General features: G+C 73.4%; 13 protein-coding genes. 10 read left to right on the forward strand and 3 right to left on the reverse strand.

The window, feature by feature from the left end:
* The first annotated feature begins 345 nt into the window (after positions 1-345).
* The 6 genes from lpdA (at position 346) to ACIBA9_RS14385 (ending at position 9,208) form a co-directional block, all read left to right on the forward strand.
* A complete protein-coding gene (gene lpdA / locus ACIBA9_RS14360) occupies positions 346-1,734 on the forward strand; it encodes a dihydrolipoyl dehydrogenase (RefSeq protein ID WP_399362790.1) in 1,389 nt (462 codons plus the stop codon).
* 61 nt (positions 1,735-1,795) lie between these two features.
* Positions 1,796-3,646, forward strand: coding sequence for a 2-oxoglutarate dehydrogenase, E2 component, dihydrolipoamide succinyltransferase (gene sucB, locus ACIBA9_RS14365; RefSeq protein ID WP_399362792.1), 1,851 nt, complete (start codon positions 1,796-1,798; stop codon positions 3,644-3,646).
* Positions 3,647-3,866: 220 nt separating this feature from the next.
* Positions 3,867-4,490, forward strand: a complete 624-nt coding sequence (locus tag ACIBA9_RS14370; RefSeq protein ID WP_399362795.1) for a GntR family transcriptional regulator — start codon at positions 3,867-3,869, stop codon at positions 4,488-4,490.
* A 343-nt stretch (positions 4,491-4,833) separates the two neighbouring features.
* On the forward strand, positions 4,834-7,545 hold the full coding sequence (gene aceE / locus ACIBA9_RS14375) for a pyruvate dehydrogenase (acetyl-transferring), homodimeric type (protein ID WP_399362797.1): 2,712 nt from the start codon (positions 4,834-4,836) through the stop codon (positions 7,543-7,545).
* 101 nt (positions 7,546-7,646) lie between these two features.
* Positions 7,647-8,633, forward strand: a complete 987-nt coding sequence (locus tag ACIBA9_RS14380) for a helix-turn-helix transcriptional regulator (protein WP_399362799.1) — start codon at positions 7,647-7,649, stop codon at positions 8,631-8,633.
* A gap of 56 nt (positions 8,634-8,689) precedes the next feature.
* Complete coding sequence (locus ACIBA9_RS14385) at positions 8,690-9,208, forward strand: DUF4240 domain-containing protein (RefSeq protein WP_399362978.1); 519 nt, start codon at positions 8,690-8,692, stop codon at positions 9,206-9,208.
* Here ACIBA9_RS14385 and ACIBA9_RS14390 read toward each other — a convergent pair.
* A complete protein-coding gene (locus ACIBA9_RS14390) occupies positions 9,198-10,016 on the reverse strand; it encodes a peptidoglycan recognition protein (protein ID WP_399362801.1) in 819 nt (272 codons plus the stop codon). The genes ACIBA9_RS14385 and ACIBA9_RS14390 overlap by 11 nt on opposite strands.
* A gap of 194 nt (positions 10,017-10,210) precedes the next feature.
* Between ACIBA9_RS14390 and ACIBA9_RS14395 the strand changes: the two genes are divergently transcribed.
* Positions 10,211-11,395, forward strand: a complete 1,185-nt coding sequence (locus ACIBA9_RS14395; protein ID WP_399362803.1) for a MarP family serine protease — start codon at positions 10,211-10,213, stop codon at positions 11,393-11,395.
* A gap of 43 nt (positions 11,396-11,438) precedes the next feature.
* Here the strand turns inward: ACIBA9_RS14395 and ACIBA9_RS14400 are convergent, their stop codons facing one another.
* Positions 11,439-11,927 (reverse strand): GNAT family N-acetyltransferase, encoded by a 489-nt coding sequence (locus tag ACIBA9_RS14400; protein WP_362157462.1) that lies wholly within the window; start codon positions 11,925-11,927, stop codon positions 11,439-11,441.
* A gap of 73 nt (positions 11,928-12,000) precedes the next feature.
* On the opposite strand from ACIBA9_RS14400, the gene ACIBA9_RS14405 reads away from it, so the two are divergent.
* Both ACIBA9_RS14405 and ACIBA9_RS14410 read left to right on the forward strand, forming a co-directional pair.
* Positions 12,001-12,897, forward strand: a complete 897-nt coding sequence (locus ACIBA9_RS14405) for a TIGR01777 family oxidoreductase (protein WP_399362805.1) — start codon at positions 12,001-12,003, stop codon at positions 12,895-12,897.
* Positions 12,898-13,092: 195 nt separating this feature from the next.
* A complete protein-coding gene (locus tag ACIBA9_RS14410) occupies positions 13,093-14,448 on the forward strand; it encodes an NAD(P)/FAD-dependent oxidoreductase (RefSeq protein WP_399362807.1) in 1,356 nt (451 codons plus the stop codon).
* A 60-nt stretch (positions 14,449-14,508) separates the two neighbouring features.
* On the opposite strand, the gene ACIBA9_RS14415 is transcribed toward ACIBA9_RS14410, so the two are convergent.
* Positions 14,509-15,966 carry a regulator gene (locus ACIBA9_RS14415; RefSeq protein ID WP_399362809.1) on the reverse strand — a complete coding sequence of 486 codons (1,458 nt, stop codon included), beginning with the start codon at positions 15,964-15,966 and terminating at the stop codon, positions 14,509-14,511.
* Positions 15,967-16,205: 239 nt separating this feature from the next.
* Between ACIBA9_RS14415 and lipB the strand changes: the two genes are divergently transcribed.
* Complete coding sequence (lipB, locus tag ACIBA9_RS14420; RefSeq protein ID WP_399362811.1) at positions 16,206-17,003, forward strand: lipoyl(octanoyl) transferase LipB; 798 nt, start codon at positions 16,206-16,208, stop codon at positions 17,001-17,003.
* Positions 17,004-17,028: the final 25 nt, after the last annotated feature.

Genomic DNA, 17,028 nt, shown 5'->3' on the forward strand with positions numbered 1-17,028 from the left:
GCCCACGGGGGGCGGGCGCGGGGCGGGCCCCGCGGGGGCCCCGGGGGGCGCCCCCCCCCGCGCCCCCCCCCCCCGGGGGGGGGCGCCGCCCCCGGGGGGGGGGGGGGGCCCGGGCCCCCGGCCCCCCCGCGCCCCTTCGCGGCGGCCCCCACCGGCGTTCGTCCTCGGTGAACGTGGGACGTCTCACACACCAGCCCGGCGTCTCGAACCCTTGCGACAAGTGCAAAGATGGAGCCCGGCAGGACAGGGCCCCCACCGAAGGGCCGAAGCATCAAGCGGCCGGACACCAGCCGCCCGCCGGTCATCGTCGACCGGTCTACGGCGCACATGCATGGAGGACGTGACGTGGCGAACGACGCCAGCACCGTTTTCGACCTAGTGATCCTCGGCGGTGGCAGCGGTGGTTACGCCGCGGCCCTGCGCGGGGCGCAGCTGGGTCTGGACGTCGCCCTGATCGAGAAGGACAAGGTCGGCGGTACCTGCCTGCACCGGGGTTGCATCCCCACCAAGGCCCTGCTGCACGCGGGCGAGATCGCCGACCAGGCCCGCGAGAGCGAGCAGTTCGGTGTGAAGGCCACGTTCGAGGGGATCGACGTCCCGGCCGTCCACAAGTACAAGGACGGCGTCATCGCCGGCCTGTACAAGGGTCTGCAGGGCCTCATCGCCTCGCGGAAGGTCACCTACATCGAGGGCGAGGGCCGGCTGTCCTCCCCCACCTCCGTCGACGTGAACGGCCAGCGGATCCAGGGACGCCACGTCCTGCTCGCGACCGGCTCCGTGCCGAAGTCGCTGCCCGGCCTGGAGCTCGACGGCGACCGGATCATCTCCTCCGACCACGCCCTCGTCCTGGACCGCGTGCCGAAGTCCGCGATCATCCTGGGCGGCGGTGTCATCGGCGTCGAGTTCGCCTCGGCGTGGAAGTCCTTCGGCTCGGACGTCACGGTCGTCGAGGGCCTCAAGCACCTCGTCCCGGTCGAGGACGAGAACAGCTCCAAGCTCCTGGAGCGCGCGTTCCGCAAGCGCGGCATCAAGTTCAGCCTCGGCACCTTCTTCCAGAAGGCCGAGTACACCCAGGACGGCGTCAAGGTCACCCTCGCCGACGGCAAGGAGTTCGAGGCCGAGGTCCTCCTCGTCGCCGTCGGCCGCGGCCCGGTCTCGCAGGGCCTGGGCTACGAGGAGCAGGGTGTCGCCATGGACCGTGGCTACGTCCTGGTCGACGAGTACATGCGGACCAACGTCCCGACCATCTCCGCCGTCGGTGACCTGGTCCCGACGCTCCAGCTCGCGCACGTCGGCTTCGCCGAGGGCATCCTGGTGGCGGAGCGTCTGGCCGGTCTGAAGACCGTTCCGATCGACTACGACGGTGTCCCGCGGGTGACGTACTGCCACCCGGAGGTCGCCTCCGTGGGTATCACCGAGGCCAAGGCCAAGGAGATCTACGGTGCGGACAAGGTCGTCGCTCTGAAGTACAACCTGGCGGGCAACGGCAAGAGCAAGATCCTGAACACCGCGGGCGAGATCAAGCTCGTCCAGGTGAAGGACGGTGCCGTGGTCGGCGTCCACATGGTCGGAGACCGCATGGGCGAGCAGGTCGGCGAGGCCCAGCTGATCTACAACTGGGAGGCGCTGCCCGCCGAGGTCGCCCAGCTCATCCACGCCCACCCCACGCAGAACGAGGCGATGGGCGAGGCACACCTGGCGCTCGCCGGCAAGCCGCTGCACTCCCACGACTGAGCCTTCGGTCAACGGGCGCGACGACACAGACTTCCGCAATTCGTAAGGAGCAACCGAAACCATGGCGGTTTCCGTAACCCTTCCGGCGCTCGGTGAGAGCGTCACCGAGGGCACTGTCACCCGCTGGCTGAAGGCCGAGGGCGAGCGCGTCGAGGCCGACGAGCCGCTGCTGGAGGTGTCGACCGACAAGGTCGACACCGAGATCCCCTCGCCCGTCGCCGGTGTCCTCGCCTCCATCAAGGTCGCCGAGGACGAGACCGTAGAGGTCGGCGCCGAGCTGGCCCTCATCGACGACGGCACCGGCGCCCCCGCGGCCGCCCCGGCCCCCGCCGAGGAGCCCGCCCCGGCCGCCGCCGAGGAGCCCGCCCCGGCCGCCGCCGAGGCGCCGGCCCCGCAGGCCGCCGCCCCGTCCACCGAGCAGGCCGCCCCGGCCCCGGCGCCCACCGCCGAGGCCACCGCCGGTGCCGGTTCCGCCGAGGGCACGGACGTGGTCCTGCCCGCGCTCGGCGAGTCCGTCACCGAGGGCACCGTCACCCGCTGGCTGAAGTCGGTCGGCGACTCCGTCGAGGCCGACGAGCCGCTGCTCGAGGTCTCCACGGACAAGGTCGACACCGAGATCCCCGCGCCCACCTCCGGTGTGCTGCTGGAGATCGTGGTGAACGAGGACGAGACCGCCGAGGTCGGCGCCAAGCTCGCCGTCATCGGCGCCCCGGGTGCCGCCCCGGCCGCCGCTCCGGCTCCGGCCGCCCCGGCGCCCGCCGCCGCCCCGGCCGCCCCCGAGGCTCCGGCAGCGCCCGAGGCCCCGGCCGCGCCCGCCGCTGCGGCCCCGGCCCCGCAGGCGCCGACGGCTCCGGCTCCGCAGCAGGTGACGACCCCGGCCCCCGAGCCGGTGCCGTCCGCTCCGGCGCCGGCTCCGGCGCCCGCCCCGGCCCCCGCCGCCCCGGCGGCCCCCGCCGCGGCTCCGGCCGCCGCCCAGGCGGGCGACGAGGGCGCCTACGTGACCCCGCTGGTGCGCAAGCTCGCCGCCGAGAACGGCGTCGACCTGGCCGGCGTCAAGGGCACCGGCGTCGGCGGCCGCATCCGCAAGCAGGACGTCGTCGCCGCGGCCGAGGCCGCGAAGGCCGCCGCCCCGGCGCCGGCCGCCGCCGCCGCGCCCGCCGCGAAGAAGGCCCCCTCCCTGGAGGCCTCCCCGCTGCGTGGCCAGACCGTCAAGATGCCGCGCATCCGCAAGGTCATCGGCGACAACATGGTCAAGGCGCTGCACGAGCAGGCGCAGCTGTCCTCGGTGGTCGAGGTCGACGTCACGCGGCTGATGAAGCTGCGCGGCAGGGCGAAGGACTCCTTCGCGGCCCGCGAGGGCGTCAAGCTCTCCCCGATGCCGTTCTTCGTCAAGGCCGCCGCGCAGGCGCTGAAGGCCCACCCGGTCATCAACGCCAAGATCAACGAGGCCGAGGGCACGATCACCTACTTCGACTCCGAGAACGTCGGAATCGCGGTGGACTCCGAGAAGGGCCTGATGACCCCGGTCATCAAGCGGGCCGGCGACCTCAACATCGCGGGCATCGCCAAGGCCACGGCGGAGCTGGCGGGCAAGGTCCGCGCCAACAAGATCACCCCGGACGAGCTGTCCGGCGCGACCTTCACCATCTCCAACACCGGTTCGCGCGGCGCGCTGTTCGACACGATCATCGTGCCCCCGGGCCAGGTCGCGATCCTCGGCATCGGTGCCACGGTCAAGCGCCCGGCCGTGATCGAGACCGAGGAGGGCACGGTCATCGGCGTCCGCGACATGACCTACCTGACCCTCTCCTACGACCACCGCCTGGTCGACGGCGCCGACGCGGCCCGTTACCTGACGGCGGTCAAGGCGATCCTGGAGGCCGGCGAGTTCGAGGTCGAGCTGGGCCTCTGACCGCCGACCAGGGGTCTCCACCCTGATCAGGCAGGACGAACACCCCGCCCGGAGCTTTCCGGGCGGGGTGTTCGTGTTTGTCGGTACACGTTGCGTGTAAGGCTCGTCTCACCTGCGCAAAAGCACCCCCATGCGCCCTGCTCGCCGAGCGAACCGGCCGTATTGTCTAAACGTCGAAGCCCCCGGCGGCCACAGGACGGCCTCGCCCTAAGGAGCCCTCATGACCGCGCCCGTCGTCCACTCGCTGCGCGAACAGATCCGCGAGCACATCGTGGAGGGAATCGTCAGCGGGCGCTGGCAGCCGGGTGAGCGGATCGTGGAGCGCCGGATCGCCACCGAGCTGGAGGTCAGCCAGACGCCGGTCCGCGAGGCCCTGCGCGAGCTGGAGTCGCTGCGGCTGATCGAGTCGGCGCCGAACAAGGGCGTGCGGGTGCGGAACCTGTCCGCGGCCGACCTGGAGGAGAGCTACCCGGTCCGGGCGGGCCTGGAGGCCATCGCGGCCGAGCTGGCGGCCGGGCGCCTGGCGGAGGACTGCTCGGCCCTGGAACCGCACGTGACGGCCCTGTACGAGGCCGACCGCGCGGCCGACGGCACGGCCCAGGTCCGCCACACGGTCGGCTTCCACCGCGCACTGGTCCGGGCGGCCGGCAACTCGGTGCTGCTGCACACCTGGGAGGGCCTGGGCATCGAGGTCTTCACGGCCCTGTCCATCCGCTGGCTCGGCACGGTCCAGCAGTCCTACGCCGAGGAGCACGAGGAGCTGGTGCAGGCGTTCAAGCGCCGGGACCCGCGCATCGCGGAGCTGGTGAAGGCGCATGTCCTGGGCTGCGCCCCGAGGCCCTGAAGCCCCGAGGCCCCGAGGCCTTGAAGCCCTGAGGCCCTGAAGCTTTGAAGCCCCGAGGCAGCCGAGCATCCCCCCGCTCACCTGCGACAACACCCCGAAACACACGGCACCGCGTGCCCCTGTCAAAGGCACCGGGTGCCTACTTTTGGCGAATCGGCGAGTTTTGGCCCTCACCCCTTTGATCGATCATCGATCAGGGAGTTAAAGTCGCCGACGGACCCGCGACGGCGTCACACAACCGACGCCGCCACCGAAGTCCGCCCGCCCTGTCCTGCCAAAGACTCAAGGGCACCCCGGACCCTTACCGATGAGGGAACCCCCTTCGACTGAGGAAGGCGGCGACATGACCGACCCCCACGCCATCCAGCCGAGCGCGCTCGACCAGCTCCCGGACCGCGACCCGGAGGAGACCGCCGAATGGCAGGCCTCCCTCGACGCCGTCGCCCGGGAGGCCGGGCCGCACCGCGCCGCGTACCTGATGCGGCGCACGCTGGAGCGCGCCGAGGCGGGCGGCATCGCGCTGCCGAAGCTCCTCGAGACGGACTACGTCAACACCATCCCCACCTCCGCCGAGCCGGGCCTGCCCGGCGACGCGGAGATGGAAGCCCGGATCACCGCGTGGAACCGCTGGAACGCCGCCGCCATGGTGACCCGCGGCTCGAAGCACGGCGTCGGCGGCCACATCGCCACCTTCGCCTCCGCGGCCTGGCTGTACGAGACCGGCTTCAACCACTTCTTCAAGGGCAAGGAATCCCAGGAGGCCGCCGGCTCCGGCGACCAGCTCTACATCCAGGGCCACGCCTCCCCCGGTATCTACGCCCGCGCCTTCCTCGACGGCCGGCTGAACGAGCACCACCTGGACAACTTCCGCCAGGAGGCCGGCGGCAACGGTCTGCCCTCGTACCCGCACCCGCGCCGGCTGCCCTGGCTGTGGGAGTTCCCCACCGTCTCCATGGGCCTCGGTCCGCTGTCGGCGATCTACCAGGCGCGCTTCAACCGCTATCTGACCAACCGCGCCATCAAGGACGTCTCCGCCTCGCACGTGTGGGCGTTCCTCGGCGACGGCGAGATGGACGAGCCCGAGTCGACGGCGGCCCTCGCGCTGGCCGCCCGCGAGGAGCTGGACAACCTCACCTTCGTCATCAACTGCAACCTGCAGCGCCTCGACGGCCCGGTCCGCGCCAACTTCAAGATCGTGCAGGAGCTGGAGGCCCAGTTCCGCGGCGCCGGCTGGAACGTGATCAAGACGCTGTGGGGCACCGCCTGGGACGAGCTCTTCCAGCTCGACACCACCGGCGCGCTGGTACGCCGGCTGCGCCAGGTACCGGACGCGCAGATCCAGACGTACCAGACCCGCGACGCCGCCTACATCCGCCAGGACTTCTTCGGCGCCGACCCGGCGCTCGTGGAGATGGCGAAGCTGCTGGGCGACGACAAGATCCTCGAGTGCTTCCACCTCTCGCGCGGCGGCCACGAGGCCCGCAAGGTCTACGCCGCGTACAAGGCCGCCGTCGAGCACAAGGGCGCGCCGACCGTGATCCTGGCCCAGACGGTCAAGGGCCACACCCTCGGCGAGGGCTTCGCGTCGAAGAACGCCAACCACCAGATGAAGAAGCTGACGGTGGACGAGTTCAAGGCGATGCGCGACCTGCTGGAGCTGCCGATCAAGGACAGCGACTTCACCGACGGCGTGGTCCCCTACGGCCACCCGGGCGCCGACTCACCCGAGGTGCGCTACCTCCAGGAGCGCCGCGCGGCCCTCGGCGGCCCGGCCCCGGCCCGCCGCACGCACGCGCTGGCCCCGCTGCCGGCCCCCGCCGAGAAGGCCTTCACCTCCTTCGACAAGGGCTCCGGCTCGCAGAGCGTGGCCACCACCATGGCCTTCGTCCGTCTGGTCAAGGACCTGGTCCGGGACAAGGAGACGGGCAAGCGCTGGGTGCCGATCGTCCCCGACGAGGCGCGCACCTTCGGCATGGAGAGCCTGTTCCCCTCGCTCGGGATCTACTCCCCGAAGGGCCAGACGTACGAACCGGTCGACCGCGACCAGCTGATGTACTACAAGGAGGCCAAGAACGGCCAGATCCTCAACGAGGGGATCACCGAGGCCGGTTCGATGGCCGATTTCATCGCCGCGTCCACCGCGTACGCGACGCACGGCGAGGCGATGATCCCGTTCTACATCTTCTACTCGATGTTCGGCTGGCAGCGCACCGCCGACCAGATGTGGCAGCTCGGCGACCAGCTCGGCCGCGGCTTCCTCGTCGGCGCCACGGCCGGTCGTACGACGCTGACGGGCGAGGGCCTGCAGCACGCGGACGGCCACTCCCCGGTGATCGCGGCCACCAACCCCGCCGCCCTCACCTACGACCCCGCGTTCGCCTACGAGGTGGCGGTCATCGTCCGCGAGGGTCTGCGCCGGATGTACGGCGAGGCCAAGGAGGGCGAGGACCAGAACGTCTTCTACTACCTGACGGTCTACAACGAGCCGATGCCGCAGCCGGCCAAGCCGCAGGGCCTGGGCATCGACGAGGGTGTCGTCAAGGGCCTGTACCGCTTCAACACGGCGGAGTCCGCGGGCGTTTCCGTGACCGCCAACGCCCCGCGCATCCAGCTGCTGGGGTCCGGTACGGCCATCCACTGGGCACTGAACGCCCAGAAGCTGCTCGCCGAGGAGTGGGGCGTGGCCGCCGACGTGTGGTCGGCGACCTCCTGGACCGAACTGCGCCGTGACGCGCTGGAGGCCGACGCGGCCCTCCTGCGCGGCGAGGAGCGCGTGCCGTACGTCCGTCAGGCGCTGCAGGGCGCGGAGGGCCCGGTGCTGGCCGTCTCCGACTACATGCGCCAGGTCCCGGACCAGATCGCGCAGTGGGTCGAGCAGGACTGGTCCTCGCTGGGCGCCGACGGCTTCGGTCTGTCGGACACCCGGCAGGCCGCCCGCCGCCACTTCGGCGTCGACGCCGAGTCGATCGTCGTCGCGGCCCTGGCCCAGCTGGCCAGGCGCGGCGAGGTCAAGGCGACGGCGGTGAAGGAGGCCCGGGACAAGTACGGGCTGTAGGAGTCGCACCGAGGTGCGGGGAAGGGGTACGGCCACCGCCGTACCCCTTCTTCGTCGGTGCCCCCGGTTCTCTGTCGGTGGCCCCCGGCATCATGAGGGGCATGCGCGCCGCCCGCCTGATCAAGATGGTCCTCCTGCTGCAGTCGCGGCCCGCCATGACCGCCGCCGAGCTGGCGCGGGAGCTGGAGGTGTCGGAGCGGACCGTCACCCGGGACGCGCAGGCGCTGTCGGAGGCGGGGGTGCCCGTCTACGCGGACCGGGGCCGGGCCGGGGGGTACCGGCTGGTCGGCGGGTACCGGACGCGGCTGACGGGGCTGGCCCGCGGCGAGGCCGAGGCGCTGTTCCTGAGCGGGGTGCCCGCGGCGCTGAGACAGCTGGGTCTGGAGGACGCCGCCTCGGCGGCCCGGCTGAAGGTGTCGGCGGCGCTGCTGCCCGCGCTGCGGGACGCCGCGGACAGCGCCGCGCAGCGGTTCCATCTGGACGCGCCCGCCTGGTTCCGGGAGCCGGAGACGCCCGCGCTGCTGCCGGCGCTGGCCGAGGCGGTGTGGGCGGACGGCCGGGTCCTCGCCCGTTACCGGCGCGGGGACGGCGAGGTGGAGCGGCGGCTGGAGCCGTACGGGCTCGTGCTGAAGGCCGGGGTCTGGTACCTGTGCGCGCGGGTCGCTCCGGGCGGCTCCTTCCGGACGTACCGGATCGACCGGTTCACCGCCGCGGACCGCCTGGCCGAGCGGTTCGACCGCGACCCGGAGTTCGACCTGTCCGGCTTCTGGGCGGCCCAGGCCGAGCGGTTCGCGCGGTCGATCCTGCGGGCCGAGGTCGTCGTACGGCTGTCTCCGCGGGGCGTGCTCGGGCTGCGGCACGCCGTCGATCCGCTGTCCGCGCGCGAGGCGCTCGACGCCGCGGGCGAGCCGGACGCCGGGGGCTGGGTGACGGTGACTCTGCCGGTGGAGTCGGAGGAGGTGGCGCACTCCCAGCTGACCGCGCTCGGTCCGGAGGCGGAGGTGCTGGCGCCGGTGAGCCTGCGGGAGCGGTTCGCGGCGGACGCGGCGCGGGCCGCGGCGCTGTACGGGCGCGCGGACGCCGGGTAACGATCCGCGGTACTCCGCGTGCGGCCCACCGGTGAAGGCCCGATGCTGGTGGCGTGATGGACGAGACGGAGTTCTGGGAGCTGATCGACGCCACCCGCGCGGCCGCCGAGGGCGATCCCGAGGAGCAGGCGGACGCCCTGGTGGACCGGCTGCTCCAGCTTGACCCGGAACTGGTCCTGGACTTCGCCCGGCACTTCGAGGCCCGCTACAACCGCGCCTACCGCTGGGACCTGTGGGGTGCGGCCTGGGTGCTGCTGGACGGGTGCAGCGACGACGCGTTCGACTTCTTCAGGTGCTGGCTGATCGGCCAGGGCCGGGAGGTCTACGAGGGCGCGCTGCACGACCCGGACTCGCTGGCCGAGCTGCTGGACGAGTTCGACGAGGAGATCGACGGCGACGGCGAGGAGCTGGGGTACGCGGCGGACGAGGCCTACGAGCAGCTCACCGGCACCGTCGCGCCCGACCTGGGCATCGCCCCGGCACCGGCCGAACCGGCGGGCAGGTCTCTGGACCTCGAGAACGAACGCGCGCTGGCGGACAGTTACCCCCGCCTCTGGGACCGCTTCAAGGCCTGACGCCCGTGGGTGCCGTCCTGGCGCCCGGCGCCGGCTGGTGCCGTCCGGCGGGTGTCCGGCCCTGGAGTCGGGCGGCCCGGGCGCGGATTGCGGGGAGGCGGGCGGTGAGGGCGGCGCCGGGGCAGCTGGTCATGAAGCCCTGGTCGTGGCCGGATACGGCGGGCAGGGTGGCACCGGTGCCCGCCTTGTAGCGGCTGAGGCCGTTGCTGGAGACCAGCCGGACCCGGCTGCGGGGGTCGACGCCGGCGAGGCCGAGCTTCCAGGCGGCCAGGGCGGCGACCGCGTCGGTCATGGCCACGGGCACGGGGACGCCGGCGGTGAACGTGCCGATGGCCGCGACGCCGACGGTGCGGTGGTTGAAGCCCTGGGCGTGGGCGCCGGTGACGGCCCGGTCGACGCCCCCGGCGCGGCCTTCGTAGAGGGTGCCGCAGCGGTCGACGAGGAAGTTGTAGCCGATGTCGTCCCAGCCGCGGTCGTGGGTCTGGCCGGCGTACAGGCGGCGGATGATGCCGGGGGCGTCGGCGCAGTCGTACCCGTTGGGCGAGTCGGTGTGGTGGACGAACACGGCGACGACCCGGTCGTCGTAGCGCGGTGGCGGCTGGGTGCGTCCGGTGGCGGGTTCCAGCCAGGCCGAGCGGGGCACGATCGGCGGCCGGGGGGCGCGGTAGGCGGGCGCCGAGGGCCGGGCGGGCACGGCCCGGTCGGGGCGGGTGGCGGCCAGGTATTCGGCGCCGTGGGCGCACAGCGCCAGCGCGAGGGCGGCCAGCAGGCCGGGCAGGCAGCGGAGCACTCTGAGGACGACACGCATGGTGCCACTCTCGGACCGTTCGGCCGCGCCCGCGATGTGCGTTGTGCCAGCCGGTGGAACCATCGTCCTGGTCCGGGACGTTTCCGGGGGTACAGACGCACGTGGCCGGTTCGCCGCATGGTGACCGCCCGCGCGTGACTGATCAGCGGACCCGCCCCGTCCGTACTGAGGGGTCCGAGAAGAAAGGCGGCTCCGTGGACCTGCTCGACCTGGTGCTTGTGCTGGTGGTCCTCGTCTACGCGATGTCGGGCTACCGGCGTGGACTGGTGGCCGGATGTGTCTCCCTGGCCGGGTTCGTGGGCGGGGCCGTCGTCGGCGTGTGGGTGCTGCCGTGGGTGACGGGGCTGGTGGAGCGCGGGTCGGCGCAGGCGACGGTGCTCGCGGTGCTGACGGTGCTGGTGCCGGCGGTGGCGGGGCACGAGCTGGCGGGGCGGCTGGCGCTGCGGTTGCGCGGCGAGCTGGACCGCGGTCCGCTGCGGGTGGCGGACGGGGTGGGGGGCGCGGCGGCCAACTCGGTGGCGGTACTGATCGTGGCCTGGGTGGCGGCGAGCGTGCTGGGCGCGGCCCCGTCGCAGGCGCTGACGACGGCGATACGGAACTCGGCGGTGCTGGGCGCGGTGCAGCAGGCGATGCCGGACACCACGCCGGCGTGGTTCTCGCGGGCCACCTCGGCGCTGACCGAGGCGGGTTTCCCGCAGGTCTTCAACCCCTTCGAGAACGAGTCGACGGCCCAGGTGGCCCGGCCCACGGGCGACAGCGTCACTCCGGCCGCCTCGAACGCGGCCCGGCTGAGCACGGTGAAGATCGAGGGTGCGGCGGGCACCGAGGGCCGCGAGGGCAGCGGCTTCGTGTTCGCCGCGCGGCGCGTGATGACCAACGCGCACGTGGTGGCCGGCATCGACCGGCCGAGCGTGCGGGTGGGCGGGGTCGGGCCGGCGTACGAGGCGCGGGTGGTGCTCTTCGACCCGGACCGGGACGTGGCGGTGCTGTACGTGCCGGGGCTGCGCGCGCCGGTGCTGCGCTTCGACACCGGTGCCGAGCGCGGGGACTCGGCGGTGGTGGCCGGCTATCCCCAGGACGGGAGTCTGGATCTGCAGGCGGCGACGGTGGCGAGCCGGGTGCGGGCGACCGGCCAGGACATCTACAACGAGCGCGCGGTGACCCGGGAGATCTACTCGGTGCGCTCCACGGTCCGGCCGGGCAACTCCGGGGGCCCGCTGCTGACGACGCGGGGCAGGGTGTTCGGGGTGGTGTTCGCCCGCTCCACCTCGGACACCGAGACGGGGTACGTGCTGACGGCCTCCGAGGTCGCGGCCGACGCCCGGCGCGCGGCCGCGTCGACGACGGCGGTGGACACGGGCGAACTGGTCGATTCCTAAGGGACGCGGGCGGCACCTTCGGGCGGTGGTGTCCGGCGGCCGGTCACAGGCGTCGGCCCATGAGGACGTCGTCGACGTAGGCGCCGTCGAGGTGGAACTCCTCGGGGAGCACGCCCTCGACGGTGAAGCCCTCGGACTCGTAGAGCGTGCGGGCGGGGGTGTTGTGTCCGAGGACGCGCAGGGTCAGGCGCCGGGCACCGCGCCCGCGCGCCTCCTCGACGGCGGCCCGGACCAGCGCGCGTCCCACGCCCCGCCCCCGTGCCTCGTGGGCCACGGCGAAGCCCTGGATGGCGATGACGTGCGCGTTGGAGGCGAGCGGGGTCGAGTGGGTGAGGCGGATGTAGCCGACGACGCGGCCGCCGAGTTCGGCGACCAGGTAGTCGTCCGGGCCGTGGCGTTCGTCGAAGAAGGGGGCGTACGGCGGCTGCGGCGGGGGCATCACGGCGTGCAGGGTGGACCAGGTGGCCCGGTCCAGGACGGACAGTTCTTCCTCGTCGTCGAGGCGGGCGAGGCGTATGTGCGGCTCGGGCATGCCGGTCACCCTACGGCGCACGCCGTCGGTGTCCCAGCGGGTTACCCGGCGGCCCGGCGGTCATGCTGAGGCCATGGAACGTTCGCGAATCGTTGTGGCCGGTGCGTCCGGTCTGATCGGCAGCGCTCTGGTGCGGTCTCTGGCCGCGGACGGGCACGAGGTGGTGCGGCTGGTGCGCCGGGCGCCCCGGGGGCCGCGGGAGGTCCGCTGGGACCCCGAGCGGGGCTCGGTGGACGCGGCGGGGCTGACCGGCTGTGACGTGGTGGTCAATCTGGCCGGGGCCGGGATCGGCGACCGGCGCTGGACCCCGGAGTACAAGCGGCTGATCCGGGACAGCCGGGTGCTGGGCACGACCGCGCTGGCCGAGGCGGCGGCGGCGCTGCCCGAGCCGCCTCGGGTGTTCCTGAACGGCAGCGCGATCGGTTTCTACGGTGACACCGGCGACCGGGTGGTGGACGAGAGCGCCCCGCCGGGCGACGGCTTCCTGCCGGAGCTGTGCGTGGAGTGGGAGGAGGCGGCGGCGCCCGTGCGGGAGGCGGGCGTGCGGACGGTGTTCCTGCGCACCGGGCTGGTCGTGGCGCGCGGCGGTGGAGCCTGGGGGCGGCTGTTCCCGCTGTTCCGTGCGGGGCTCGGGGGCCGGCTGGGGGACGGCCGGCAGTACTGGTCGTACATCGCGCTGCACGACGAGGTGGCCGCGATCCGGCATCTCATCGACGCCGAGACGCTGTCCGGGCCGTTCAACCTGACGGCGCCGGAGCCGGTGACGAACCACGCGGTCACCGCGGCGATGGGGCGGGTGCTGCGCCGGCCGGCGCTGTTCCCGGTGCCGGCACCGGTGCTGCGGGCGGCGCTGGGCGAGCTGGCCGGGGATGTGCTGGGCAGCCAGCGGGTGGTGCCGAAGCGGTTGACGGAGTCGGGGTTCCGGTTCGCCTTCCCCGGTATCGACGAGGCGATCCGCTCGGCCTGTTGAACCCGGGCGGGGGCGGGGCCCCTGCAACACCGGCGAACAGGTGTGACCGTATGCGACCTCCATGCGACCGTGCCCTGTCGATGCGCGACTACTCCTGACCGTTCGCGGGCCTAACCTCGACCCGAACTCGGGTATTCCTCAAGCCAGTTGGGGGCATGACGTTCCCACCGGCAGCGCAACCACAGGAGGGGCCTCGTGCTTGAGCCCGCGTACCAGGTGGACGTCGTCATCGTCGGAGCAGGAATCGCCGGCCTCTCGGCAGCCCATCGGCTGACCAGCGCAGGAGTCACAACCGCGGTCCTGGAGGCCGCCCCGTACGTCGGCGGCCGTATGTCGACCGAGAAGGTCGACGGCTTCCGGCTCGACCGCGTCGGACAGCTGCTGTCCACGTCCTATCCCGAACTCCGGCTGACCCCGGGCCTTCACTCCCTCACCCTGCGCCGGTTCGCGCCGGGCGTGCTGCTGCACCGGGACGGGCACACCCAGCGCGCGGGTGCGCCCGGGAGCGCAAGGGGCGCACTCCACGTCGTGCGCGCCCTGGCGAGCGCTCCCAGGGGTGCGACGACGCCTCCCGGGCGGGTCGGCGCACCGGTGGGCGGCGCGGTCGACCAGGCCCGGCTGGGGGCCGCGCTGGGCCGGATCGCGGCGACCCCGGTCGCCCGCCTCCTGGCCCGGTCCGAGATGCCCGCCGCCCAGGCCCTCGCCCGGCGTGGGGTACCGGCCCGCACCATCGAGGGCTTTCTGCGCCCGCTGCTGGCCGCGCTGCTGTGCGACCCGGAGCTGAGCACCTCCAGCCGGTGCGCCGACCTGACGCTGCGCGCGTTCGCGAGCGGACGGCTGTGCGTGCCGGAGGGCGGCGCGGAGATGTTGCCGGAACTGCTGGCCCGGACGCTGCCGCCGGACACCGTGCACACCGGGGTCCGGGTCACCTCCGTGTCCACGACCTCGGTGGCCACCGCCGAGCACGGGGAGATCCGCTGCCGGGCGGTGCTGCTGGCGACCGACGCGCGGGCGGCGGCGGGATTGCTGCCAGGGCTCCGGGTGCCGGACTTCCACCCGGTGACCGTGGTGCACCACACCCCCGACGATCCCTCGGTGGCCTTCTCGACCGGCGCCTCGCTGCTGCTGGACGCCGACCGCGGTGGGCCGGTGGCGCACACCGCGGTGCTCAGCAACGTGGACCCGAGCCGGGCGCCGGGCGGGCGGGTGCTGATCTCCTCGACCGTGCTCGGCACCCCGCCCGAGAGCGTCGACACCGCCGTGCGCATCCACCTGTCCCGGCTCTACGGCACCTCCACGCGCCGCTGGGAGACCCTGGCCGTGCACCACACCCCGGAGGCGGTACCGGCGATGCGCCCGCCGCACGACCTGCGCCGCCCGGTACGCCTGCTGGCGGGGTTGTACGTGTGCGGCGACCACCGGGACACCAGCACGGTCCAGGGCGCCCTGCACTCCGCCCACCGGGCGGCGTCGGCCGTCCTGCGCGACCTCGGCGGCGCGGGCTCCCTCCACCAGGCCGACCCGGCGGCCACCCTCCCCCGAGCGGCATGACCGAACGGCATGACCGAACGGCGCACGGGGGGCGACCCGCTCGCCCCCCCCCAGCACGGCTCAGCCCAGGGACGCCACTCGTTCCCGGTAACCACGGGCCGGGGCCGCGTCCTTGTACGGCTCCAGACGGCGTTCGAAGTCCTTGACGTATTCGATCGCGCGCACGGACCGCATCTCCGCCGCCTGGCCGGCGGCCTCCGCCGCCAGCGCGCAGGCCTCGTCGAGTTCGCCGAGGCCGAGGCGGGCGGTGGCGAGGACGACCCGGCAGAACAGCCGGCTGCGGGCGAAGGAGGGCGCGCGCAGCTGGAGGGAGCGCTCGGCGTGCTGCGCCGCGGCCCGGAACTGCTGCAGATCCCGGTGGCAGTGGCCGAGTTCGTCCGCCAGCTGGGCCTCGTCGAAGAACCTGGCCCAGTACGGCACCTCGTCCCCGGGCCGGGCCGCCTCCAGGGCGCGCTCGGCGCGGACCAGCGCCGCCGTGCACGCCCGCACCTCGCCCAGGACGCCGTGCGCCCGCGCCTCGGACGCGTGCAGCAGCGCCTGGACCACCGGGGGCGCGCCGGTGCCGACGCCCTGCTGGGCGACCCGGGCCAACTGCACGGCCTCCCGGCCGTGGCCCAGGTAGACGGCCTGGCGACTCATGGTGACCAGGACGTAGGAGCCGTAGGCCCGGTCACCGGCCGCCTGGGCCAGCCGCAGGGCCTGGACGAAGTAGCGCTGGGCCAGGCCGTGCGCGGCGATGTCGTACGACGTCCAGCCCGCGAGGCGGGTGAGGTCGGCGGCGGCCCCGAACAGCCGGCGGCCGGTCTGCTCGTCGTAGCCGCCGCGGAGCATCGGCTCGCACTCGTGCTCCAGGTAGCGCACCAGGGCCTGCCGGGCGTGCCCGCCGCCGAACCGGTCGTCCAGGGTGCGGAACAGTTCGCCGACCGAGCGCAGCGCGGCGATGTCACCGCCGGTGACCCGGTGCCCCGGGATCCGCTCGGCGCGTCCGCGCACCCGCGGCGGCCCGAGCGGCTGGGCCCTGACCACCCCGGCCCTGCCCTGCGGAGGCACCCGGGGGGCCGGTTCCCGGGCCACCCGGTCGTCCGACTTGCCGATCAGCCAGTCGCGGCTGGGCACCACGAGCCCCGCCGGGGTGAAGGCGATCTTGCGCAGCTCGGCGTGGCTGCCGGAGTCCTTGCGCCACAACCCGCCGACGATGTCCACGGCCTCCTCCGGGGTGGCCGCGAACTCCAGTCCGGCGTAGACCGGCGCACAGGCGTCCAGGCCCAGGTCCAGTGCGGTGAGCCGGCGCCCGAGCCGGCGGGTGAACACCTCGGCGATGAGCGCCGGGGTGGTACCCCGCGGCTGCTGCCCGCGCAGCCAGCGGGTGACCGAGGTCTTGTCGTATCTGAGGTCCAGCCCGTGCTCCAGGCCGAGCTGGTCGACGCGTCGGGCCAGACCCGCGTTGGAGAACCCCGCCTCTGCGATGAGCGCGGCGAGCTGGCGGTTGGGGGTGCGCTGCGCGGGTCGGTCCGTCATCTGCGGTGCGGTCTCCTGCCTTCCGGGCCTCTGAAGTGCCCGGATTGCCTTTGAGCAGCCCTTATGGCCTCACGAACGGCGCGAATGTAGCGGAGAGTGAGCAGCCGATCGCACGCTTCGACGTGTATTCATCCGATCGTGTGAGGATTGTCCGCAGGGCTGACGTACGCCGCTCGGACGTACAGTGGCGTGGGCGCGTCACGCGCCTGACATACCGGTCGCTGAGGGAGGCGCTTGCCGTGAGTGGACTGCGGTTCGTCCGCATGGGGTTCGGTGCGAATGCCGTCGAGTACCAGGAGGCCTGGGACGAACAGCGCCGGGTGCACGCGGGGCGGTTCGCCGACGAGATCCCGGACACCGTGCTGCTCCTGGAGCACCCGCCGGTGTACACGGCCGGCCGGCGCACCGCGGACAACGAGCGCCCGCTGGACGGCACCCCGGTCATCGACGTGGACCGCGGCGGCAAGATCACCTGGCACGGCCCGGGCCAGCTGGTGGGCTACCCCATCCAGAAGCTCCCCCGCCCGGTGGACGTCGTGGCGCACGTGCGGCGCCTGGAGGAGGCGATCATCCACACCTGTGCCGAGTTCGGCCTGGAGACCACCCGGGTCGAGGGCCGCAGCGGGGTATGGGTGCTGGGCGACCCGGTCGAGCGGCGGCCCGCCGGGGCGGGGCTCTCCCTCGACTTCGACCCGCGGCTGACCGACGAGGAGTTCGACCCCCGGCTCAACGGCCCGGAGTACGCCCCGTCCAACGCCGGCCAGCGGCGCGAGGACCGCAAGATCGCCGCGATCGGCATCCGGGTCGCCAAGGGCGTCACCATGCACGGTTTCGCCCTCAACGTGAACCCGGACAACAAGTGGTTCGACCGGATCATCCCCTGCGGGATCCGGGACGCCGGAGTGGCCTCCCTCGCCGCCGAGCTGGGCCGGGACGTCACGATCGACGAGGTTCTGCCGGTCGTGGAGAAGCACCTGCGGGACGTCCTGGAGGACGCGGACCTCAAGCCGCGGGTGATCGAGAGGGCCGGCGCCTGATCCGCCCGGCCGTTTCGGGAATGCG

The organism is Streptomyces sp. NPDC051452 (genome assembly GCF_044454765.1).
Classification (GTDB): domain Bacteria; phylum Actinomycetota; class Actinomycetes; order Streptomycetales; family Streptomycetaceae; genus Streptomyces.